Source organism: Thermincola ferriacetica, from assembly GCF_001263415.1.
GTDB lineage: Bacteria > Bacillota > Thermincolia > Thermincolales > Thermincolaceae > Thermincola > Thermincola ferriacetica.
Genome location: NZ_LGTE01000002.1, coordinates 42,461 through 62,838 on the forward strand (window position 1 = coordinate 42,461; position 20,378 = coordinate 62,838).

Genomic DNA, 20,378 nt, shown 5'->3' on the forward strand with positions numbered 1-20,378 from the left:
TTTCATAGGCTATCTAGAAGATGTGGAGATTGGGAGGGTGGGGCATGCGTTGGAAAATTGCCTTGGTGGTAGTGATCCTCGCTGTTGGTTTATATTTAATCCTTTCCCACGGCTTAACCGGAGATGAGCCTGAATTAACTGCGGGGAAAATGCCGGAAGAGATTCTGGCGGAAACTAAAAAGAAAGGGGCAGCTCTAGAAAGCTTTAAGTACCGTTCAACTGTTACCGCGGGAGAGCAGTTGACTGTTAACCTGAGAGGGACCGCGTCTCCGGCCAAGAAAGAAGAACTGCTGGAATTCAGTTGGGAGTCATCCCAGGGGTACGGGGAGTCGGCGGCTTACATAAAAGACCAACGCATTTTTGTTTACCACCCCCTGAAGAACCTTTGGTTTAGGCCGGAAGAAGAGCCAGGCCTGAAGCAGTTGGTTGGAATACTGGGTAATCAACTGAGGTTGCTGAACCCGTACCGGAGTTTGGAACGGATAAACCTAGAAAAGGCCAGGGTAACCAATACGGGGACTGAGGTAATTGATGGCCGGGAAGCTACCGTCATTGAGGTGTTTCCGGGGGCAAAAGCCAATGAGTGGTTCGAAGGGGTATTGCCTCCCCAGCTTATTGGCGCGAAAGTGGCCGATGTCAAGCAGATTTACTGGATAGGAAACAAGGATTTATACATCTATAAATATATTTTAAGGGCCAAAATCAAAATCCTTGGACTGCAGTTATTGGACTTCCAGGTGCACAGCACTCTCCGGGATTTCCACAAAGCAAAAATTACCATTCCCGACAAATTGCGGAAAAAACTCTTTGCAGCCGGTTAATCTGTGCTGCACCGGTGGAACAACCGTTGTTTTGTGGATGCCGCTGCACCGCTGAAACAACCGTTGCTCCGGGGCTACGGGCAGAGACAGTGTAAACTCCGTTCGGTTGAAATCACTGAACCCGGCCGAATCGTCGTCCGTGACTCACGGCCGGGTTTCCGGCGTCCGTGCCGGAAACAGTGATTTCAAGCCCTCACTGTCGTTAACACTGTCTATCTGCCCTCCGCCAGGTCGCAACTTATTGTTTCACCGGGCAGCGGCCTCTTTCTCACCCTTACCCGGGGCAGGGCAGGCAGGGTTCTCCGCCTGCCGTTTGGGAGCGACTGCGCCCGCAAACCCGCAGCCGGGCAGGCAGGGAGTTCCCGCATGTCCGAAGATGGCGAAGGCCGCCGGGAAGTCCGGATCTCGACTTATGCAGGGTGCCCAGGCTGACGATAAGGGAGGTTAAATGTTTTCCGGAGCGGAGGAATCATTTAACCTCCCCTTTTTCCAATCTGCGGCATGCAACATATGCTGAGTAACCGGACGGGAGGCGGCCTGACTTATCAGAAATGCTATATGAGCCATCGAGTTCGGGAACGCTGCCTGCCCGGCAAGGGTTTGCAGCACAAAGCTCCCGGGTAGCGGAGACACCCTCCTGCCCTGCCAATATTAGATGATATTAGATGATGCCGCTGTGGAGGCAAGACAATGAGTTGCGACACACTTATAATTTCACTGTTGCAGTGTTAATTGTCGCCGGTCGTTAAAGGAATATTTTTACTTTTGTTGAATTATACTACCTTGAGAGTGGAAAGGAGTGCTGAATGCATGGTAAGATCAGAAAATACACAGGAATATATGGAGCTGGCCGCATATGTGGTGAAAAAGGCCCGGGAAATGGGAGCGGGCCAATCGGAAGCCTTTCTGATAAATTCCAGGGAATTGTCCGTAGATGTTCGGGAAGGGCAAGTTGAAACGATGAAACTGGCTGAAGACCGGGGGTTGGGGATACGGATTTTTAAAGAGGGCAGAATCGGATTTGCTTTTACCTCAGACCTTGATAAGCAGGCAGTCAACGACATTATTGCCCAGGCTCTGAAAAATTCGGACAAAACGACCGCAGACGATTTTAACAGTTTGCCGGAAACGGCGGGGAATTACCCGCAACTGGATTTATTTGACCCGATAATTCATCAGGTCCCCGTCGAGGATAAAATAGCCCTGGCCAAGCACATTGAGGAAATAGCCAAGAATTATGACCGCCGTATTACTAACACGGAAAGGGCCGCTTATTTTGATGTCGAATATGCTGTAACCCTGGCCAATTCCCTGGGTGTAGCGGAGACATATAAGGGTTCTTACTGCGGGGCTTATATGGATGTTGTGGCTGAAGAAAACGGCGATAGCCAGACCGGTTTCGGACTGCAGTTTGTCTTGAAATACCGGGATTTAGACCCTAAGGCCATCGGGGAAGAAGCAGCAGAAAAAGCCATTCATAAACTGGGGGCAAAAACTGTTCCCACCCAAAAAGCTTATGTGGTTTTTGACCCTTATGTGGCCACTAATTTTCTCGGCGTCCTGGCTCCTGCCCTTTCTGCGGAGGCGGTTCAAAAAGGCAAGTCCATCTTCGCCGGAAAAGTAGGGCAGCAGGTTGCTGCATCTGCGATCAGTCTGATTGACAACGGCGCCATGCCCGGGCAAACGGGGTCAGCGCCTTTTGACGGGGAAGGAGTGCCTACATCGGAGACGGTTTTAGTGCAGGACGGCCAACTGCAGGGCTTTTTACACAATGCTTATACAGCGCGTAAAGATAAAACGCAACCTACCGGAAATGGTATCCGGGGTTCTTTTAAAAGTATGCCGGAAGTAGGGACTACTAACTTTTATATAAAACCGGGCCAGGTATCCAGGGAAGATGTGATTAGCCAAGTTGATAAAGGCCTGTATGTGACGGAAGTCATGGGCATGCATACGGCAAATCCCATATCCGGTGATTTTTCTGTAGGAGCGGCAGGTATCTGGATAGAAAACGGCAAATTTGCTTACCCGGTGAGGGGTGTGGCTATTGCCGGAAACTTGCTGGATCTTTTGAGAAATGTAGTAGCCGTGGCTGATGACCTGCGTTTTTTTGGCGGAAAGGGAGCTCCTACCATCTGTATCGGAGGAATTACCATAAGCGGCCATTAAAAATACTACTCAAATAAAATAATTTATGGTAAAATTTTTTAGTGGAATATTTAAGGGGTGAGCCGATGGCGAGGATCAAAGTTATTCACGGGCCAAATCTTAACCTGCTGGGCAAGCGCGAACCCGATATTTATGGTACAGTCAGCCTGGACCGGATAAACGCCAGACTGGAGGAAATAGCTGCCGAATTGGGCTTAAAACTGGAAATTGTCCAATTCAATGCGGAAGGTCAGATTATTGATGCTATCCAGGAAGCGGCTGTTTCCTGTCAGGGCATTCTCATTAATCCGGCAGCATATACCCACTACAGTATTGCTATCAGAGACGCCATCGCTGCTTCGGCCATTCCGACTGTTGAAGTACATCTATCAAATATCTATGCCCGCGAAGAGTTTCGACATGTTTCTGTTACAGCATCTGTTTGCGCCGGTCAGATTTCGGGTTTTGGTCCGAGAAGTTATGAATTGGGATTGCGGGCGTTGGCAGATATAATAAAAGATAAATAGGAGAGATTATGAACCAGAGGCTACTAAAAGTTCAGAAAAAAATTGCTGAATTAGAATTAGATGCTTTATTGGTTACAGGAGTGGAAAACAGGCGTTATCTCAGCGGCTTTACCGGTACAAGCGCAATTTTGCTCATTTCGCCGGCCAAAGCATTCCTGATAACTGATTTTCGTTACCTCGAACAGGCTGAAAAACAGGCTCCGGATTTTAGAGTGGTTTCGTCCACGGGCTTACCTGACGAAGCGTTGGCGGACCTGGTTGACCACGAAGGGTACAGAACTCTTGGGTTTGAGGCGGATCACCTTACATATCAGCAGTTTAAAAATTACGGAGAAAAAATGCCCGGGGTAACTTTAAAACCACTGCGTACAGTAATTGAAAAATTTCGAGAGGTCAAGGATGACCAGGAAATACAACTGCTTCGGAAAGCGGTGGCCATTGCTGACAAGGCCTTTACGCACATTCTTGATTTCCTGCGGCCGGGAATTACCGAAAAGGAAATTGCCAACGAACTCGAGTACTATATGAAAACTTGCGGCGCAGAAAAATCAGCCTTCGACCTGATTATTGCTTCCGGCTCGCGGTCAGCGTTACCCCACGGCGTGGCCTCAGGCAAAAAGCTGGCAGTAGGAGATTTTGTCGTATTAGACTTTGGTTGTGTTTACCAGGGGTATCACTCCGATATGACCAGAACCGTTGTACTTGGAAAAGCCAGTCCGGAGCAGAAAAAGATATACAATATCGTTCTGGAAGCCCAAAAAAGGGCAACGGCAGCTATAGCTCCGGGAAAGGTATGTTCTGAAATCGATGCGGTGGCCAGGGACCTGATTGCCAAAGAAGGTTATGGTTCAAATTTCGGGCACGGTTTAGGACACAGCATAGGTTTGGCTATTCATGAAAAACCCGCTCTGGCTCCCAGAGACCAAAGCGCGCTCAGGCCAGGGATGACGGTAACGGTTGAACCCGGCATATATATCCGTGACTGGGGTGGGGTGCGTATTGAAGATATAGTTGTTGTGACCGGTCAATCCGTGGAGGTCCTGACCCAATCTACTAAGAAACTCTTAGAACTTTAACAAATAATCATAACCTAAAAAGGAGGATGCAGAAGGATGATTTCTACAAACGACTTTCGGACAGGCTTAACTATCGAAATAGACGGAGACGTCTATTCCGTAGTGGAATTTCAGCACGTTAAGCCCGGGAAAGGAGCTGCTTTCGTAAGGACTAAACTTAAGAATGTCAGGACTGGGGCAGTTGTGGAAAAAACGTTTAACGCCGGTGAGAAAATACCAAGGGCCAGGGTTGAACGCAGGGAGATGCAGTACTTATACAGCGATGGCGATTCCTATAACTTTATGGATACCCAGAATTATGAGCAGATAGCCCTTACTAAAGAACAATTAGGGGATGCCATTAAATATTTAAAAGAAAATATGAATATTCACGTGGTTTTGTGGCAGGGCAATCCTATAGGCGTAGAATTGCCGAATTTTGTTGAGTTAGAAGTAGTTGAGACTGCGCCTGGCATTAAAGGTGATACTGCTTCCGGAGGCTCCAAACCGGCAACTCTGGAAACTGGTGCCGTTGTACAAGTTCCTTTCTTTGTAGAAGTAGGGGATGTTTTACAGATTGATACCAGGACGGGCGCTTATCTCAAGAGGGTATAGTAAAGATAATAGAGGTGAATCATTCTAGTAAATTACGCCTTAATTATTTTAATTATTGACTATCAGGTTTAAAATCCCCCTTTTTAAGTTATAATAATACTGATTTAAGGACTTAAAAGGGGGTTATTTTGTGACAAACCTGAAGAAAAGAGTAGCATACCTGCAGGGCTTGGCCGAAGGCATGGATATCGATGACGGGTCCAAAGAAGGCAGAATTCTGGCAGGGATTATCGATGTCCTGGGCGAAATGGCCGAGCAGATTGAAGATATTGAAGCAGCTCAGTCGGACCTTGAGGATTACGTAGAAAGCATAGATGAAGACCTATATAATCTTGAGGGCGATGTGCACGGAGCCGATATTGAGGAGTATATGGAAGTAGAATGCCCTAACTGCGGACAGATTGTGTGTTTCGACGCCGGTATTGTTGACGATGAAGACCTTATTGAGGTAACGTGTCCAAACTGTGATGAAGTTGTTTATGTCAATGATGAAGAAATTCTTGACGATACCGAAGACGCTGTTTTGGAAGCGGGGAATGATAACCGCATGGTTTCCTCTAAAGATACGGAAGACATTTAGTTAACTACATTGTGGCGAGAAACGGTCAGGATAACCTGGTCGTTTTTTTATGTCATTCCAAAATCAGGCAGGATTATCCATGAGTTATGTTGAAAAACGTACCGATGGCATCAGTTCAAAAAGTTTGCAGATCAGCATACAAATAACGACGGCGGGAGGAGACTTATGGAGAATAGCTTGTCGAAGTCAAATTTTGCCAAGAAACGTAAAATTCCGATAAAAATCACCATAATATACATGTTGATTGGCAGTCTGTGGATATTGTTTTCTGACAAGATTTTAAATAACCTGTTTTTCGATGTATCAAAAATCAGTTTTTTCCAGACATTCAAAGGATTATTTTTTATTGGGGCAACGGGCTTTCTGTTGTACCTGCTGATGAGGCGGTACGTATCGGCCCTTGCACAATCGGAAATGGAACTTTATGTCCGGGAGGAACTTTTTCGCACCGTTCAGGAAACTTCCCATGAAGGGTTTATGATTTTCACCAGTATTCGTAATGAACAGGGGAAAATTATTGATTTTGAGGTTGCCTATTGCAATTCGGAAGCGGCCCGGATAATGGGTTTCAGGGTAGAGAATATAATCGGTCATTCGCTGCTTAAAGCTATTCCTGTTTTTAAAGAAAACGGCTTGTTCGAGGTTTTTGTCAATATTGTCGAAACAGGCGTTTCCAAGCATTTCGAACATTCATTCCGGTTGAATGGGTGTAATTTATGGTTCAGGAACACAGCCGTTAAAGCCGGTGATGGTTTTGCTGTCTGTTTCAGCGACATTACCGATTCGAAAAAAGCTTTGGAGGAACTCCGGCAGGAAAGGGATTTTTCCCAAAGTCTGGTGGACAATGCCCGGACCATCATTATGCTTTGGGCTATGGATGGGACAATTACCTTGTTTAATAAGTACGCCGAGGAACTGACAGGGTATACGGCTGCTGAGGTAATTGGAAAAAAATGGTGGGAAATATTTACGCCTAAAGAGATTAAGCCGGCAATACCCGAACTAGTGGAACGTTTCCAACAGGGCGAAGTGATTGAAACAGGTGAACACCCGTGGATTGCCAAGGACGGAGGACGAATAGAGATTCTCTGGACCCATACGCTGTCATATGATGCTGAAGGTAAGCCTTTGGTTATAATTTCTATGGGTATTGATATCACTGACAGGAAGCGGGCGGAAGAAATAATTAATCATATGGCATATCACGATCCCTTGACTGACCTGCCTAACCGGGCGCTGTTTAATGACCGCCTGAAGCTGGCCCTGGCCCATGCCAAACGAAACAAGCAGCTTTTGGCAGTGATGTTCATAGATTTAGACCGGTTTAAACTAATAAATGATACATTGGGCCATGCCATGGGTGACCGGGTATTAAAGGATGTGGCCCAGCGGCTCACCGAGTGCCTGCGGGAAGGTGATACGGTGGCCCGCATCGGTGGAGACGAGTTCATATTAATTTTCCCACAAATAGCCAAAGAGCAGGATGTGGCCAAAATAGCCTTAAAGATTATTGAAACCATGAAAAGGCCCTTTAAGGTTGAAATGCAGGAATTCCATTTGACAACCAGTATAGGAGTGGCCATTTATCCCCATGATGGGCAGGATGCCGAGACGCTGGTGAAAAACGCCGATTCAGCTTTGTATCTGGCCAAGGAACAGGGTAATACATACCAGCTTTATACGCCGTCCATGAATGACAAAGCTTACGAAAGGCTGAATACGGAGCAGGCTCTCTGCAAAGCCCTGGAGAACGATGAATTTGAGGTGCATTACCAGCCCCAGGTGAATATTATTACAGGTCAAATTACGGGGATGGAAGCCCTGGTTCGTTGGAAACACCCGGAAAAGGGGTTGGTTTACCCGGGTGATTTTATTCAGATCGCCGAAGAAACCGGGCTGATAATTCCAATCGGTGAGTGGGTTTTGCGCACTGCCTGCCTGCAGAGCAAAGCCTGGCAGGATGCCGGATATTCGCCTGTTACCGTTGTGGTCAATCTTTCGGCGCGGCAGTTTCTCCAGCAAAACCTGGTAGAAACTATAACCAGAATACTGCAGGAAACGGGAATGGACCCGAAGTGGTTGGAATTGGAAATTACTGAGGGAGTGATTATGAAGGATGTTGATTATACGGTCAAGGTATTGCAGGAATTGGCTAAAATGGGGATCAGGATTACCATTGACGATTTTGGCACAGGTTATTCTTCGCTAAACTATCTAAAACGTTTTCCGATAAATACGTTGAAAATTGATCGCTCTTTCATTCAGGGTGTAGTTTCCGATATTCAAGATGCGGCTATAGTCAGTACTATTATTGTGCTGGCCCGAAACCTTAACCTGAAGGTAGTTGCCGAGGGAGTGGAAACGGAAGAACAATACCTGTTTCTCCGGGGCAAGCAGTGTTACGACATGCAGGGGTACTGGTTCAGCCGGCCCGTACCTGCAGAGGAATTTGAAGGTCTGTTAAAACGCCAGCCTTTTAGCCGGGTAGTTACCATGGCCGAGGTGGCAGCCACGGAAGAAACTAATCCTTTAGCAAAAACTTGAACCGGCGCCCGTTTAAATACGGTTAACTAACTTCATTGGCAAATACAGAGTGTATGAGTTAACAGACTGTACCAGGCTGTTAAATGACCGCCGCGAGGCTTTATGCTTCGCCGGCGGTCTTTTTTCGCCATATTTTTTATTCATAAATGCCGGGGCTCGGCAATATTTATATACGGAAAGGGGGACAAAGTATGGCAAGACAGACGGTGCTTTACCAGGAAATAATGGAAATGGTCCCTGGCAATTTGAGGGCTATTTTGGCCCGTGTGCCCAATGAATTGATGAGGCGAGCTGAAGAAATCCGCCTACGCCAAAACCGCCCGCTGATTATCGGACATGACGGTGGCGATTTGTTTCTTACACCGGAAGGAGAACCTACCGTTGATATTACGCAAAGTTATACTGTGACCGGTGAAGATCTGAAGAAAACTGCCAATTTGCTGAGCAATTCTTCAATATACGCAGTGGAAGAAGAAGTAAGGAACGGGTTTATTACCGTTCCCGGCGGGCACCGTGTGGGGTTGGCCGGCAGGGTTATTATTGATAACGGAAAGGTTAAAACCATTAAATACATAACCAGCCTGAATATCCGGATAGCCCGGGAAGTCATCGGCGCATCCGATAACATCATGCCATATCTTATTGACCCCATTCGAAAAGAGTTTCAGCATACCTTGATAATTTCTCCCCCTAGGTGCGGCAAAACTACGTTGCTGAGAGATATTGTCCGCCAATTGAGCAATGGAGTACCTTCTTTGGGGTTTCATGGGGTACCCGTCGGCGTGGTGGATGAAAGATCCGAGATTGCCGGATGCTTCAGGGGTGTCCCTCAGAAGGATGTCGGCATCAGGACCGATGTCCTGGACGGATGCCCAAAGGCAGAGGGAATGATTATGCTTATTCGTTCTATGGCGCCCAAAGTGGTAGCTACCGATGAAATTGGCCGAAAAGAAGACATTTTTGCCCTGGAAGAAGTATTGAATGCCGGTGTTAAGATCCTGACCACAGTGCATGGCGCCAACCTGAGCGAATTGGTCCAGAGGCCTGCTCTGAAATATCTGGTAGAACAGGGCATTTTTGAACGCTATATTGTTTTGAACCGGGAAAAGGGAGTGGGCACGGTGGAAGATATTCTGGACGGTAAAACCCGGCAGTCTTTGAAGAGGTGAAGGGAAATGTTGAAACTGATTGGCGCATTTTTGGCCGTAGCAGCCTGTGGCGGGATAGGACTGACTGTAGCCCAGCATTATATTCAGCGGCCCAAGCAACTGCGGGCCATGCTATCGGCCCTGCAAATGCTGGAGACGGAAATAGTTTATGGCGCTACGCCGCTACCTGACGCAATGGAAAACGTCGGTCGCAACTGTGATGAAAAAATAGGCCGGATTTTTCTGGCGGCCCGTGATTTTCTTTGCTCAGCCGAAGGCTTGACAGCCGGTGAAGCCTGGCATCTGGCGGTAGAAAAATATGGTTACGATTTAGCCTTTATCAGAGAGGACCTGAGTGTTCTAAAGAGAATCAGTGGCTTTTTGGGTTGTTCTGACCGGGATGATCAGAGCAAGCACCTACAGTTAACCAGAGAACAACTCAGGTATGAAATAGCCAAGGCTGAGGCAGTTGCACAGAGCAACGGGAAAGTATGGAAATCGCTGGGGTTTTTGTTTGGCCTGGTTTTGGTCCTGATGGTTTATTAAGATGACCTGGGTTTTAAGAAAGGAGAGATTTGATGGATATCGATCTGATTTTTCAACTGGCCGGAATCAGTATTGTTATTACTGTTATTTATACAGTTCTGAAACAGGCCGGTAGGGATGAGTATGCCTTTGCAACCTTATTGTTGGGGATAGTAATCGTGCTGGCCATGGTTATCCCCAGGATAGCCAACTTGTTTGACACGGTAAAGGACGTTTTTAATCTTTATTAAGGAGTGCTGGGAATTGGGTATCTTGGAATATGCAATGAAGGTTGTGGGCTTAGGCATCGTGGCAACGGTAATCATTGTGGTCATTAAACAGCAAAGGCCAGAATTTGCCGTTCAATTGAGCCTTCTGGTGGGCATAATGTTTTTCACCTTTATTATCGGTAAGGTCAATACGGTGATAGTGGTATTTAACCAACTGGCCCAGCGGGCCAATATCAATATGTATTACATGGGTACTGTGCTAAAGATTATTGGAATAGCTTATGTTTCCGAGTTTGGAGCGCAAATCTGCCGGGATGCCGGCGAGGGAGCCATTGCTTCCAAGATAGAGTTTGTAGCCAAGGTTTTGATTATGGTTATGGCCATTCCAATAATTATTGCTGTTTTTGATACCTTGATGAAAATAATTCCCTAACGGCGGAAACGGTGGGTGATGTAGTGGCTGGAAGATATAAAAAAGGTTGGGCAGTAATAATTTTACTGGCATTAGCCTTGTTTTCAGGCTTTCTTACGGGCCGTGCCTATGCTGTTGAACCCGCTGAAGAAGACATCAGAAGCGCCAATGCCGAAAAAGTAGAACAGGAACTTGATGCCCTTGATTTGCGGGAGATGGAAAAATACCTGGACGAAATCAACAGGGAAATAGCAGATTATGTTCCCCAACTTGAATTGCGCTCCTTAATCGGCAAAATAGCCAGAGGTGAATTTAAGTTTGGTTTTACCGACATATTAACGGGGCTTTTGAAGTTTTTGTTTCATGAAATCATAGCCAATTCCAAACTGTTAGGTGAACTCCTGGTTTTAACGGTGATATGCGCCGTTTTACAGAATATCGAGTCGGCTTTTGAACAAGGAACGGTGGGCAAAGTTGCCTGGACAGTTTGTTACCTGACTTTGTTTATTTTGGCGCTAAAGTCCTTCGGTATCGCCCTTGGTATCGGCAGAGAAGCAATAAGCGACATGGTTTCTTTCATGCAGGCCACGTTGCCTGTTTTAATCACCTTGTTAACGGCTATGGGTAACCTGACTTCGGCGGCGCTTTTTCATCCCCTGACCGTTACTGTTCTCAGCAGTATTAGCACGTTGATTAAAAATATTGTTTTTCCCCTAATTTTTTTCTCGGCGGTATTAGGTTTGACAAGCAATATCTCCGAAAGATTTCAGGTATCAAAAATGTCCGGTTTGATGAAACAATGGAGTATGGCATTAATGGGACTTTTTTTTACCGTATTTTTAGGGTTTCTCAGTGTGCAGGGCATAGCAGGTTCAGTGGCTGACGGTGTTGCCCTGCGAACTGCCAAATTCGCCACCGGGGCCTTTGTGCCGGTTTTGGGCAAAATGTTTGCTGATGCCCTTGATGCAGTGGTAGGCACCTCTTTGCTGCTTAAAAATGTCGTCGGCCTGGTAGGGATTATCGCCATTTTTTTCATCTGTATATTTCCGGCCTTAAAGATTCTGTCTATTATGCTCATTTTCAGGGTGGCGGCGGCGATTAGCCAGCCTATCAGCGATACTAAACTGGTAGAGTCGTTAAACACAATGGGAAACAGCCTGGGACTTGTTTTCGCAGCAGTATCTTCCGTAGGAATTATGTTTTTTTTCGTCATCGCCATTGTCCTTGGGACCGGAAATGTAAGTCTGATGATGAGATAAAATCCTGCGGGGAAGGTAGCTTGGGTTATGGATATATTAAAACAGATTGTGCAAAATGTATTAATTATTGTTTTGTTAAATGTTTTACTGGAAATGGTTATCCCCAATTCCAACCTGGGCAGGTATATTAAATTGGTGATGGGCCTGTTTATAATTGTGGCCGTTTTAAATCCTATCCTTGGTTTCCTGAACAGGGATTTTTCCATTTTAACTGTTTCACCGGTTGAATACAGGGGTGAAGATCTCAATAGTTTGCTCAGGAAGGGTAAATCTCTGGACAGTGAAATGAAACGGGCTGCATTAAAGGACTATGCCCAAAAAATCTCTCAGCAAGTTTCCGCTTTGGCACGGTTAGATGGGAGCGCGGCGGTTCAAAAGGTGGTGGTTGATATAGAGGATAACCCTGAGGCAGCCAATTTCGGCCAATTGAAAGAAATTGTTGTCTACTTGGGAAAAAATCCTCAAGCGGGCGGCAACAGCTCAGGCAGTGTGGGTGTAAAACCGGTAGAAATCAACGTAAGCGGCACCCAGGAAGAAAGTAAGACCGGTGAGACCCCAAATAAGGACGTAATAAAACTGCAGGGTGTATTAGCTGATTTTTACGGAATTAACCCGGATAACATAAAGATTGTTTTTTCCGGGAAATGAGCAGGGGGGGTAATTTTGGGAAACAAATTTTTTGACCAACTGATTTCTTTTTTTGGCAGAAATGAGCGAAAGGACGGGGCAGACAAAAAAACAAACAAATTCAATTTATTTATCATTATTGGCGCTTTTGGCCTTATGCTTATAGTACTTGCCAATAATTTCGGACAGCAAAAACCGCAGGTGAAAATTACGGCGGATTCCGGAAGCGGTAGTTCCGGCCAACGGGCAGAACAGCATATTTCTTCGGGAACCGATATTACAGATGCAGAAAATGCCATCAGTGAGAAGCTCGCAGAAATCCTTTCCCAGATAGACGGCGCAGGCGAAGTAAAAGCCACGGTTAACCTGGCTTCTACCATGGAATATGAATATGCTGTTAATACTTCCACCAGTAACAAAACCACCCAGGAGACCGACCAAAAGGGCGGCAACCGCACAGTGACAGAACTGAATGAAGACGGTCAATTGGTGTTGATCAGGGAAGGTGAGGGGAACAAGGAAATCCCCGTGGTGAAAAAAGAGATCAAGCCTCAGGTACAGGGCGTAGTAGTTGTGGCTGAAGGCGCCAACGACCCTGAAATCAAAGCCCGGTTGCTGGATGCGGTACAGGTTTTCCTCAACGTCTCGCCGCACCGGGTGGTAGTTTTACCAAAAGAGAGTAGGTGATGTGCATGAAATCGGTATATTTTTCCAAAAAACTCATTTGGCGGCTGACTTTTACCGTAGTTGCCCTGGTTGTTGTGGTGGAACTAATCAGTTTGAGCGCTTCTTTTAACGCCGGCGGGTCAGCGGAGATACATAAGGCTTTACCTTTTAATGACAACCTGAAGGTTGCCGTCGGGCAGGCAGTCAGGGGACAGGGAGGAGAGGAGACTCCTGGAGCTGCCGACGGGCAGGGATGGAATGTGACCGGGTACAACCGGAAGGAAACTGTCAAAAGCCAGTTTTTTATCGAGTACAGGATGCAGAGAGACAGGGCCCGTGGACAGCAGATAGATTTGCTCAGGGAGATAGTGAACAACGCCAATTCCACAGAAGACGTCCGCAAAGAGGCCCAGCGCAGGTTACTGCAGATATCCCAGTTGCTGGAAAAAGAAATGGAGATAGAAAACATGATCAGGGCCAAAGGTTTTAAGGATGCCGTAGTGTTTTTACAGGACAAATCAGCCACCGTTATAGTGCAGACCACAAAGCTTGCACCTGAAGAAGAAGATAAAATCAAGGGAATAGTAAACCGCATCGCCAACATAGAGGAAAGCGCTGTTTCTATAAGCACAGTACCGGTGAAACAATAAGTTGCGACTTCACGGAAGGCCTATATATTATATTGTATACTTGCTTCTAATCTATTGAAATAAGGTTAAACACCTAATATAATTAATAAAAGTAAGGGTATGCCTCGTAAACCGGATGTATTGTTTCTCAGGTTGTCCTTGACTGCCTGAGATTTTGTATTGTTTTTTGGTTTCACTTGTGAAGGACAGAACTTTACGGTGGGAGGAGATAGCATGTGCCATAAAGTGGAGATTACGGATACGACGCTGCGTGACGCTCACCAAAGCTTATGGGCCACCAGGATGCGAACTGAGGATATGCTCCCCATTGCTGAGAAGCTGGATGAGGTTGGATACCATTCTTTAGAGGTATGGGGCGGAGCGACTTTTGATGTATGCCTCCGGTACTTGAACGAAGACCCTTGGGAGCGCCTGCGGACTTTGAAGAAATATTTCAAAAAGACTAAGCTGCAGATGCTCCTGCGGGGGCAGTCGCTGGTCGGTTACCAGCATTACCCCGATGACGTAGTGGAAGCTTTTTGTTATAAGGCTGTGGAAAACGGTATTGACATTATCAGGATTTTTGATGCTTTAAACGACACCCGCAACCTGGAAGTGCCTATCAGAATGGCCAAAAAAGCCGGGGCCCATGTACAGACGGCGATTTCCTATACTGTCAGTCCTGTACATACCTTGGAACATTACCTGCAAACGGCGCTGGCTTTCAAGCAAATGGGCGCTGATTCCATTTGCATAAAAGATATGGCCGGACTTTTATCACCCTACAAAGCTTATGAATTGGTTAAAATGATTAAGGAAAAGGTTGATATCCTTGTTCAATTGCACTGCCATTACATTGGAGGTATGGCTGTCGGAGCCTATCTGAAGGGTGTTGAAGCCGGGGCCGACGTGATTGATACGGCATCGGTACCTTTGGCTTTTGGCGCCTCTCAACCGCCTGTGGAAACGGTAGTAAGGGCTCTCCAGGAATCTCCCTATGATACAAGTCTCGATATCCATCTTTTGTTTGAAGTGGCCAAGTATTTCGAAGATTTAAGGAAACGGCACGGTTTTGAACGGGGTGTTACCAGAATTACGGACATGCGTGTCTTTGATCACCAGGTGCCCGGCGGCATGATTTCCAACCTGGTGTCCCAACTGGAAGAACAAAAGGCATTGCATAAGATTCACGAAGTGCTTGAAGAAATCCCCCGGGTTCGGGAAGACCTTGGTTACCCGCCTCTGGTCACTCCTACCAGCCAGATTGTCGGTACCCAGGCAGTGTTAAACGTATTAACAGGAGAAAGATACAAGTTGGTGCCGGGTGAAGTGAAAGCGTACGTACGAGGGGAATATGGCAATCCTCCTGTACCTATTAAAGAAGAAATAGTTGAGAAAATACTTGGTGAGGGCAAAACCAATATGATTAAGTGCCGCCCTGCTGATTTATTGGAACCCAGAATGGATAAACTAAGGAAAGAAGTGGAAGGCATTGCCCGGTCAGAAGAGGATGTCCTGTCATATGCCTTGTTCCCACAGGTGGCGCTGAAGTTTTTTGAATGGCGTAAGAATCACGAAAATGATGCCGATGATGATATCCCGGATGAGGTAATAGAAGAAGCCGGTGCGGAACAAACAGATATACAACAAGTATCATCATCCAATGTATCGAAGGGGGTTGAAGAAGTGAATCTCAATGAAATTAAGGAATTAATCAAACTGCTTGGGGAGACCGATATTACCGAACTGCACCTGGAAAGCGCCGGGGTTAAGGTAGCCATCAAAAAGGGTAGCACCGGACAGTTAGGTGCACCGGTTTTCGAAGCTACAGGCGACGTGCAGGCGGAAAAAGCTGAAAAAGCGCCCAAACCGGTAATTGAAAAGTCCAGGGATACCAGCAACCTTATTCCGATTACGGCTCCCATGGTCGGGACTTTCTACCGCCGCCCGGCGCCTGACGCGGAGCCTTTTGTGGAAGTAGGTCAAATGGTATCCGAAGGACAGCCCGTTTGTATAATTGAGGCCATGAAACTGATGAATGAAATAGAATCGGAAGTAGCGGGCAAAATTGTCGAGGTTCTGGTTGAAGACGGACAGCCGGTGGAGTACGGACAGACTTTGTTCCTTGTTGAAAAAGCATAAATAGCGCCGGTGACCGGTGGTCAGTGGCCGGCGGTGATATTACTTGAAGCTACAACGGTGGAGGTGTGTAATGTTTAAAAAAGTTCTGATTGCCAATAGGGGAGAAATCGCCGTTCGGATTATCAGGGCATGCAAAGAAATGGACATCAGGACTGTTGCTGTATATTCGGAAGCAGACCGGGATTCTTTACATGTCCGTTTGGCAGACGAAGCTTTTTGTATAGGTCCTGCTCCCTCAGGTAAGAGTTATCTGAACAAAGCTAATATCATAGCGGCGGCAGAAGTATCCGGAGCCGATGCCATCCATCCCGGCTACGGGTTTTTGGCTGAGAACGCCGAATTTGCGGAAATATGCGAAAGCTGCGGTATAAAGTTTATCGGGCCGTCTATTTCCGCTTTGGAAAATATGGGCGCAAAAGCAGTAGCGCGGGAAACCATGATCAAGGCCGGGGTACCTGTTGTTCCCGGTACTGAAGGAGTTATTACTGATAAAGAAGAAGCGGTCAGAATTGCCCAGGAAATCGGTTACCCGGTTATTATTAAAGCTTCAGCAGGCGGTGGCGGCAAAGGCATGCGCATTGCCCAGAGCAAAAATGACCTGATCAAAGCCATTCAAACGGCCCAGGCAGAAGCCGAGGCAGCTTTCGGCAATGCTGAAGTTTACATCGAGAAATATGTGGAAGAACCGAGACATATTGAGTTTCAGATTCTGGCTGACAATTACGGCAATACAGTTTACCTGGGTGAGCGTGACTGCTCTATCCAGAGAAGAAACCAGAAATTGCTGGAAGAAGCTCCTTCTTCGGCCCTGACCCCTGAACTGAGGAAAAAAATGGGTGAAACGGCTGTGCGCGCGGCAAAAGCAGTAAATTACAGCAATGCCGGTACTGTGGAGTTTCTCCTGGATAAAGATAATAATTTTTATTTTATTGAAATGAATACCCGGATTCAGGTAGAACACCCTGTCACTGAATTGGTCACAGGAATTGACCTGATTAAAGAACAGATCAGGATTGCTGCCGGTGAAGAATTGGGCTATACGCAGGATGATGTTAAAATCAACGGGTGGGCTATCGAATGCCGGATAAATGCCGAAGACCCGGCCAAAAATTTTATGCCTTCGCCCGGGAAGGTGATAAAGTACGTCCCGCCGGGTGGCATGGGAGTACGGGTAGACAGCGCCGTATACGAAGGCTATACCATTCCGCCTTTCTACGATTCGATGGTAGCTAAGCTAATTGTGTGGGGACGCAACAGGGAAGAGGCTATTCAGAGAATGCGCCGGTCCCTGCAGGAATTTGAAATAGAAGGGGTAAAAACCACGATTCCTTTCCATTTGGTGGTTGTGGATAATGCTTTCTTCCAGAGGGGGGACTTTTATACCAATTTTATTCAGCGCCGCGTCTTGCAGGAAGATTAGAATTGGCGGCAGAAGGTTTGACTAGCGCGCATGACAAGAATAGATGCGCGCTTTTCTTGAATAGAAGTTTACAATTTGGTATAATATGTTTATAGTTGGTGTAAGCAATTCGACCGGGAGGTGTCGGTTATGGAAAAGAAAGAGCTCATTGAAAGGCACGAAACAGAACTGGGTGTAATCCGCATTGCGGATGAAGTAGTAGCGATTATTGCCGGCCTGGCTGCGACGGAAATTCCAGGGGTAGCGGGCATGAGTGGAGGCTTAGCCGGTGGAATTGCTGAGATGTTGGGACGGAAAAATCTGTCCAGGGGCGTTAAAGTAGAAGTAGGTGAAAAAGAAACGGCTATCGACATGTTTGTAATTGTGGAATTTGGTGTGCGAATTCCCGATGTTGCTCATCAAATACAGGAAAACGTCAAACGGGCCATTGAAAGCATGACCGGACTGAATGTCGTGGAAGTAAACATAAATATCCAGGGAGTGGTTTTTCCCACACCTGAACCCAAGGAAGAAGAACATAGAGTAAAGTAGTTTTTTCCCCCTGAACACTCAGGGGGTTCAAATTATTTGGTAATGTAAATTTATGTATTTGAAGAACCCGAATGGAGTGTTGCTCGTGAATTTTTTTGACCGTTTGTTATTGGGATTGTACAGTCTAAGCATGGTTATCCTGTTTGTAGTGGTCGGCTTAGTGGCTGCTGGATGGACAACTCCTCTCGACCTTTTGGAATTTGCCCTCTTTAAGCAGGACCAAAGAATTGCGGTAGGACTGGTCGCTATAGTATTTATTCTTATCAGTTTAAAGTTTTTGATTAACAGTTTTGGCACAAAAAATGAGGTAATGCATGCCCTGATCAAAGAATCGGCTATGGGACAGGTACGTATTACGGTGCAGGCCCTGGAAAACATTGTCAAAAAATCCGTGCTGCAGGTGCGGGGTATCCGAGAAGTTCAGCCCAGGATTATTTCCCGCCCGGAGGGGATAGGGGTATTTATTCATGTTATTGTTGCGCCTGATTTGGCTATTCCACAGGTATCCGATGAAATTCAGGAAAAAGTCAAAGAGAACCTTGAACGTATTGCCGGGGTTAATGTACATGCCGTTAAGGTATTGGTGGAAAATATTGCTACTGACATGAAGGTCAGGGATAGGGTCAATTAGGGGGAATGAATAATGCGAGACAGGTCTTGGCAGGATTTTCTGGGAATGCATTTAGGAAAAATACTGGGTGTAGCCCTGGGCCTTCTATTAGGCTGGATGGTTATTGAATACGGCTTGTTGAAAACCTTGTTTGTTATAATATTAATTGTACTGGGTTATTTTATCGGCAAAAAGGTCGATGAAGACGAGGATATATTGATGGCTGTCAGAAGGTTTTTCAGAGGTTATTAGCAGCCGGCCCCTGCCATTTAGGCGGGGGTGTTTTGGTTTGCCGGGTAACAGAAATTTTTTGACCTTGTAAGGTTATACTACTTATAGTTACAGACAGGAGGTTATCAATGAGCAGGAGAAAAGCCAGGGAAGCGGCCTTACAGGTTCTCTTCCAGATAGAAATGGCCGGAGTGGAAGAAGGAAAGGCTTATGAATACATTTTTTCGGAATTCAACATAGGTGAAAATGCCCAAAAGTTCTGCCGGGAACTGGTCCAGGGCACGTTAAGAAACCGCGCGTATATTGATGACATCATCAGAGAAGTTTCTAATGAATGGGATTTGTACCGAATGGCTAATGTGGACAGGAATATTATTCGCATGGCCCTTTATGAAATGCTTTTTCGGGAAGATGTGCCGAAGAATGTGGCCATAAACGAGGCCATTGAGCTGGGTAAGGATTTTAGCACGGCTGATTCAGGCAAGTTTATAAACGGCATTTTGGGCTATGTGGCCAAAAATATGGAGCAGTTCAAAAGGACCGAACCAGGAGTGTAGCCATATGGGGTTGGTTTTGGGCATTGATACAAGTTGTTACACCACTTCTCTTGCTATGTTGGACACAGGCGGAGGATTGGTGGCGGACCAGAGGAAGTTGCTTGATGTTCCTGCCGGTGCGCGGGGTCTGCAGCAGAGCAACGCCGTATTTCAGCATATTCAGAACATCAAAAACCTCTTTGATAATCTTTGGGAAATACCAGGCAGAAGAAAGCTGATACTAGGGGTTGCGGCCAGCGTCAGGCCACGCCCGGTGGAAGGCTCTTATATGCCCGTATTTACTGTGGCGGAAAGTTACGGCCGGACTATAGCCGGGTTGCTGGGCGTGCCTTTTATCCCTACCAGCCACCAGGAAGGGCATATTATGGCGGGGTTGTGGTCGATAGGCATATTTCCGGCCAGGGAATTTTTAGCGGTACATTTATCAGGAGGAACTACGGAAGTCCTGCGGGTCACCCAACAAGGGGAATCAGCGGATATGATGTTTGACATCCGCCTGCTCGGGGGAACAAAAGATTTAAATGCCGGCCAGTTCATTGACCGGATAGGGGTGGCTTTGGGTTTACCTTTCCCGGCGGGCCCAGAACTGGAAAAATTGGCCCGTAGGGCTGCCGGCGCCATACCTATTCCCTCATCGGTACACGGATTGGAAATAAGTTTCTCCGGTCCGGAGACAATGGCGCAGCGCTTAATCAGCAGCGGGGCAGATGCAACTGAAGTTGCCCGCGGTGTAGAACAGTGTATAGCAAATTCCCTGGAAAAGGTCCTGCGCAGGGCTATAGAACAGACAGGTGTGATAGACATTCTCCTGGTAGGCGGAGTGACCGCCAATTACTATATCAGATCCCGGTTGCGGGAGCGCTTGGAGCACCGGGCAGTAGGAGCCAGGCTTTTCTTTGCCGAACCGTCCATGAGTTCCGATAATGCCGTTGGCGTGGCGGCAATTGGGTTGCGTAAGCTAAAAGCAAGCCCCGGTGGGGAAAATGGGTCCTACCCGACCCGGATTAAAGATAAAATTACATAAGGGGATTTTAGCCCTGCTCCAAAAACCATTTACAACTATTCTGGGAGAATACATTTGTGTCATATACTGGGTCGGGA

The 20,378-nt window shown here is 46.7% G+C and carries 22 protein-coding genes; all 22 read left to right on the plus strand.

Annotated features, from left to right (window positions below; all coding sequences use genetic code 11):
* Window positions 1-44: 44 nt before the first annotated feature.
* The 22 genes from Tfer_RS01835 to Tfer_RS01940 all read left to right on the plus strand — a co-directional run bounded on the left by Tfer_RS01835 (window position 45) and on the right by Tfer_RS01940 (window position 20,301).
* Window positions 45-821 (plus strand): hypothetical protein, encoded by a 777-nt coding sequence (locus Tfer_RS01835; RefSeq protein WP_052216630.1) that lies wholly within the window; start codon window positions 45-47, stop codon window positions 819-821.
* A gap of 810 nt (window positions 822-1,631) precedes the next feature.
* Window positions 1,632-2,990 carry a TldD/PmbA family protein gene (locus tag Tfer_RS01840; protein WP_052216631.1) on the plus strand — a complete coding sequence of 453 codons (1,359 nt, stop codon included), beginning with the start codon at window positions 1,632-1,634 and terminating at the stop codon, window positions 2,988-2,990.
* A 65-nt stretch (window positions 2,991-3,055) separates the two neighbouring features.
* Window positions 3,056-3,496 (plus strand): type II 3-dehydroquinate dehydratase, encoded by a 441-nt coding sequence (gene aroQ / locus Tfer_RS01845; protein ID WP_013120595.1) that lies wholly within the window; start codon window positions 3,056-3,058, stop codon window positions 3,494-3,496.
* An 8-nt stretch (window positions 3,497-3,504) separates the two neighbouring features.
* Window positions 3,505-4,572, plus strand: coding sequence for a M24 family metallopeptidase (locus tag Tfer_RS01850; protein ID WP_052216632.1), 1,068 nt, complete (start codon window positions 3,505-3,507; stop codon window positions 4,570-4,572).
* A 36-nt stretch (window positions 4,573-4,608) separates the two neighbouring features.
* The gene (gene efp / locus Tfer_RS01855; RefSeq protein ID WP_013120593.1) at window positions 4,609-5,166 is read left to right on the plus strand and encodes an elongation factor P; all 558 of its coding nucleotides are present in this window, start codon (window positions 4,609-4,611) and stop codon (window positions 5,164-5,166) included.
* 130 nt (window positions 5,167-5,296) lie between these two features.
* A complete protein-coding gene (locus tag Tfer_RS01860; protein ID WP_052216633.1) occupies window positions 5,297-5,746 on the plus strand; it encodes a CD1247 N-terminal domain-containing protein in 450 nt (149 codons plus the stop codon).
* 165 nt (window positions 5,747-5,911) lie between these two features.
* Window positions 5,912-8,290, plus strand: a complete 2,379-nt coding sequence (locus tag Tfer_RS01865; protein WP_052216634.1) for a sensor domain-containing protein — start codon at window positions 5,912-5,914, stop codon at window positions 8,288-8,290.
* A gap of 191 nt (window positions 8,291-8,481) precedes the next feature.
* Complete coding sequence (gene spoIIIAA / locus Tfer_RS01870) at window positions 8,482-9,459, plus strand: stage III sporulation protein AA (protein WP_052216635.1); 978 nt, start codon at window positions 8,482-8,484, stop codon at window positions 9,457-9,459.
* Between the two features lie 6 nt (window positions 9,460-9,465).
* Window positions 9,466-9,984 carry a stage III sporulation protein AB gene (locus tag Tfer_RS01875; RefSeq protein WP_052216636.1) on the plus strand — a complete coding sequence of 173 codons (519 nt, stop codon included), beginning with the start codon at window positions 9,466-9,468 and terminating at the stop codon, window positions 9,982-9,984.
* Between the two features lie 32 nt (window positions 9,985-10,016).
* Window positions 10,017-10,214 carry a stage III sporulation protein AC gene (gene spoIIIAC / locus Tfer_RS01880; protein ID WP_013120588.1) on the plus strand — a complete coding sequence of 66 codons (198 nt, stop codon included), beginning with the start codon at window positions 10,017-10,019 and terminating at the stop codon, window positions 10,212-10,214.
* Between the two features lie 13 nt (window positions 10,215-10,227).
* Window positions 10,228-10,626, plus strand: coding sequence for a stage III sporulation protein AD (gene spoIIIAD / locus Tfer_RS01885; RefSeq protein ID WP_242843534.1), 399 nt, complete (start codon window positions 10,228-10,230; stop codon window positions 10,624-10,626).
* A gap of 23 nt (window positions 10,627-10,649) precedes the next feature.
* Entirely contained in the window at window positions 10,650-11,864 is a 1,215-nt protein-coding gene (gene spoIIIAE, locus Tfer_RS01890; protein WP_242843535.1) for a stage III sporulation protein AE, read from the plus strand.
* Between the two features lie 27 nt (window positions 11,865-11,891).
* Complete coding sequence (gene spoIIIAF / locus Tfer_RS01895; RefSeq protein ID WP_052216638.1) at window positions 11,892-12,512, plus strand: stage III sporulation protein AF; 621 nt, start codon at window positions 11,892-11,894, stop codon at window positions 12,510-12,512.
* Between the two features lie 15 nt (window positions 12,513-12,527).
* The gene (spoIIIAG, locus tag Tfer_RS01900; RefSeq protein WP_052216639.1) at window positions 12,528-13,178 is read left to right on the plus strand and encodes a stage III sporulation protein AG; all 651 of its coding nucleotides are present in this window, start codon (window positions 12,528-12,530) and stop codon (window positions 13,176-13,178) included.
* Window positions 13,179-13,183: 5 nt separating this feature from the next.
* Window positions 13,184-13,807, plus strand: coding sequence for a SpoIIIAH-like family protein (locus Tfer_RS01905; protein ID WP_160315511.1), 624 nt, complete (start codon window positions 13,184-13,186; stop codon window positions 13,805-13,807).
* A 213-nt stretch (window positions 13,808-14,020) separates the two neighbouring features.
* Window positions 14,021-15,928 carry an acetyl-CoA carboxylase biotin carboxyl carrier protein gene (accB, locus tag Tfer_RS01910; protein ID WP_052216641.1) on the plus strand — a complete coding sequence of 636 codons (1,908 nt, stop codon included), beginning with the start codon at window positions 14,021-14,023 and terminating at the stop codon, window positions 15,926-15,928.
* Between the two features lie 70 nt (window positions 15,929-15,998).
* Complete coding sequence (accC, locus tag Tfer_RS01915) at window positions 15,999-17,348, plus strand: acetyl-CoA carboxylase biotin carboxylase subunit (protein WP_052216642.1); 1,350 nt, start codon at window positions 15,999-16,001, stop codon at window positions 17,346-17,348.
* A 129-nt stretch (window positions 17,349-17,477) separates the two neighbouring features.
* Entirely contained in the window at window positions 17,478-17,879 is a 402-nt protein-coding gene (locus tag Tfer_RS01920; RefSeq protein ID WP_052216643.1) for an Asp23/Gls24 family envelope stress response protein, read from the plus strand.
* Between the two features lie 85 nt (window positions 17,880-17,964).
* The gene (gene amaP, locus Tfer_RS01925) at window positions 17,965-18,510 is read left to right on the plus strand and encodes an alkaline shock response membrane anchor protein AmaP (protein ID WP_013120579.1); all 546 of its coding nucleotides are present in this window, start codon (window positions 17,965-17,967) and stop codon (window positions 18,508-18,510) included.
* Between the two features lie 12 nt (window positions 18,511-18,522).
* A complete protein-coding gene (locus Tfer_RS01930) occupies window positions 18,523-18,741 on the plus strand; it encodes a DUF2273 domain-containing protein (protein WP_052216644.1) in 219 nt (72 codons plus the stop codon).
* A gap of 107 nt (window positions 18,742-18,848) precedes the next feature.
* Window positions 18,849-19,277 (plus strand): transcription antitermination factor NusB, encoded by a 429-nt coding sequence (gene nusB / locus Tfer_RS01935; protein ID WP_052216645.1) that lies wholly within the window; start codon window positions 18,849-18,851, stop codon window positions 19,275-19,277.
* Between the two features lie 4 nt (window positions 19,278-19,281).
* The gene (locus Tfer_RS01940) at window positions 19,282-20,301 is read left to right on the plus strand and encodes a tRNA (adenosine(37)-N6)-threonylcarbamoyltransferase complex transferase subunit TsaD (RefSeq protein ID WP_052216646.1); all 1,020 of its coding nucleotides are present in this window, start codon (window positions 19,282-19,284) and stop codon (window positions 20,299-20,301) included.
* The last annotated feature ends 77 nt before the right edge of the window (window positions 20,302-20,378 follow it).

What these genes read in the sequence shown, in the direction of transcription:
- Tfer_RS01835 (WP_052216630.1), top strand. Translation starts at nt 45, where the DNA reads ATGCGTTGGAAAATTGCCTTGGTGGTAGTGATCCTCGCTGTTGGTTTA.
- Tfer_RS01840 (WP_052216631.1), top strand. Translation starts at nt 1,632, where the DNA reads ATGGTAAGATCAGAAAATACACAGGAATATATGGAGCTGGCCGCATAT.
- aroQ (WP_013120595.1), top strand. Translation starts at nt 3,056, where the DNA reads ATGGCGAGGATCAAAGTTATTCACGGGCCAAATCTTAACCTGCTGGGC.
- Tfer_RS01850 (WP_052216632.1), top strand. Translation starts at nt 3,505, where the DNA reads ATGAACCAGAGGCTACTAAAAGTTCAGAAAAAAATTGCTGAATTAGAA.
- efp (WP_013120593.1), top strand. Translation starts at nt 4,609, where the DNA reads ATGATTTCTACAAACGACTTTCGGACAGGCTTAACTATCGAAATAGAC.
- Tfer_RS01865 (WP_052216634.1), top strand. Translation starts at nt 5,912, where the DNA reads ATGGAGAATAGCTTGTCGAAGTCAAATTTTGCCAAGAAACGTAAAATT.
- spoIIIAA (WP_052216635.1), top strand. Translation starts at nt 8,482, where the DNA reads ATGGCAAGACAGACGGTGCTTTACCAGGAAATAATGGAAATGGTCCCT.
- Tfer_RS01875 (WP_052216636.1), top strand. Translation starts at nt 9,466, where the DNA reads ATGTTGAAACTGATTGGCGCATTTTTGGCCGTAGCAGCCTGTGGCGGG.
- spoIIIAC (WP_013120588.1), top strand. Translation starts at nt 10,017, where the DNA reads ATGGATATCGATCTGATTTTTCAACTGGCCGGAATCAGTATTGTTATT.
- spoIIIAF (WP_052216638.1), top strand. Translation starts at nt 11,892, where the DNA reads ATGGATATATTAAAACAGATTGTGCAAAATGTATTAATTATTGTTTTG.
- Tfer_RS01905 (WP_160315511.1), top strand. Translation starts at nt 13,184, where the DNA reads ATGAAATCGGTATATTTTTCCAAAAAACTCATTTGGCGGCTGACTTTT.
- accB (WP_052216641.1), top strand. Translation starts at nt 14,021, where the DNA reads ATGTGCCATAAAGTGGAGATTACGGATACGACGCTGCGTGACGCTCAC.
- accC (WP_052216642.1), top strand. Translation starts at nt 15,999, where the DNA reads ATGTTTAAAAAAGTTCTGATTGCCAATAGGGGAGAAATCGCCGTTCGG.
- Tfer_RS01920 (WP_052216643.1), top strand. Translation starts at nt 17,478, where the DNA reads ATGGAAAAGAAAGAGCTCATTGAAAGGCACGAAACAGAACTGGGTGTA.
- Tfer_RS01930 (WP_052216644.1), top strand. Translation starts at nt 18,523, where the DNA reads ATGCGAGACAGGTCTTGGCAGGATTTTCTGGGAATGCATTTAGGAAAA.
- nusB (WP_052216645.1), top strand. Translation starts at nt 18,849, where the DNA reads ATGAGCAGGAGAAAAGCCAGGGAAGCGGCCTTACAGGTTCTCTTCCAG.
- Tfer_RS01940 (WP_052216646.1), top strand. Translation starts at nt 19,282, where the DNA reads ATGGGGTTGGTTTTGGGCATTGATACAAGTTGTTACACCACTTCTCTT.